This window comes from Streptomyces spiramenti (assembly GCF_012034385.1).
GTDB classification, from domain to species: Bacteria; Actinomycetota; Actinomycetes; order Streptomycetales; family Streptomycetaceae; genus Streptomyces; species Streptomyces spiramenti.
The window spans coordinates 1-1,166 of sequence record NZ_JAAVJB010000096.1 but is presented as its reverse complement, the minus strand read 5'-3'; the positions used below and the strand labels follow the sequence as shown (position 1 = coordinate 1,166).

Sequence of the window (1,166 nt, the reverse complement as noted above, 5' to 3'; positions counted from 1 at the left end):
CCCCCCCCCCCCCCCCCCCCCCCCCCCCCCCCGCCCCCACCGGACCCTCGGCCACCCCCTCCTCGAAAGAAGAGGAGCTCAGTGCTGTCTGACCTGCTGTCCCCACCGGCCCTGCCGAGCACCCCACGCCCCCGCCCCGATCTCCTCACCCCCTCCTACGTGCTCGAACGACGCGACGAGTGGGGCAACGTCTGCCAGCGCGGTGTCCTCGGCTCCCTCGACGTCAGAGGTCCCGACAGCGGCCACGTGCTGCGCCACACCCAGGTCGACGACCGCGTCGTCGCCGCCCACATGCGCACCATCCGGGACCGCGGCGGCGTCCGGGACCCCCTGCTGCTCGCCGCGCCCGACCTCGGCGGCCTCACCGAGTGCGTCACCGACACCACCGCACGGCCGCCCGACCTCCACCTGGCCACCCCCGACGAGGGCGAGCTGCGGCTGTGGGCCTGCGACCCCCGGTGGACCACGCTCGCGCCCCCGCTCGGCCCCGTGCTGCTCGCCGACGGCCACCACCGGCTGGAGGCCGCCCGGCGGCTGTACCGCGCGCGGCCCGGTCCCACCACCGGCCGCCTACCGGCCATGGTCGTCGACCACGGGCGGCACCCGCTGCGGCTGGATGCCACCCATCGCGTCGTGGCCGGGCTGGACCCGCGCCGTGCCGCGCAGTCGGCCGAACGCTTCGCCCGGGTCCGGCTGCGCCCCCGCAGCGTCGCGCTCCAACCGCCCCAGCGCGGCAGCTTCCTCCTCACCGGGCAGGGACTGACCTGGGAGATCTCCGCCGTCTCGCCGGTGCTGCTGGCTCGGCGCCTGCGCTGGCTGCCGTCGGAGTGGGCCGAGTCGGACGCCGCCGTCTGCGACCACGTCGTCATCCCGGCCCTCTGCCGGGACCAGGGGATCGAACCCGACGTCGGGTACAGCGCCGGGCGACCCCCACCGGGTCGCACCGGACTCGTGCTGCCGGCGCCCACCTGGAACCAGCTGTGGTCCGCCGCCGGCGGGCACGGCATGCCGGCGCACAGCACCACCCTCGGACCCGGGCCGCTGCCGGACCTGCTCGCCTACCTCGGCTGAGTCGGCGACAGCCGCGGCCCCCTGCCCCGCGCGGCGTGGACCCCCCGCCGCACCGCGCGGACCCGCGCGTCGCCCGGCGTGACACCACGCCGGGC

Annotated in this window: 1 protein-coding gene; it reads left to right on the top strand. The window is 77.6% G+C overall.

The features are described 5' to 3' along the window. Positions 1 to 81: 81 nt before the first annotated feature. The gene (locus HCJ92_RS24350) at positions 82 to 1,071 is read left to right on the top strand and encodes a DUF1015 family protein (RefSeq protein ID WP_209311076.1); all 990 of its coding nucleotides are present in this window, start codon (positions 82 to 84) and stop codon (positions 1,069 to 1,071) included. The last annotated feature ends 95 nt before the right edge of the window (positions 1,072 to 1,166 follow it).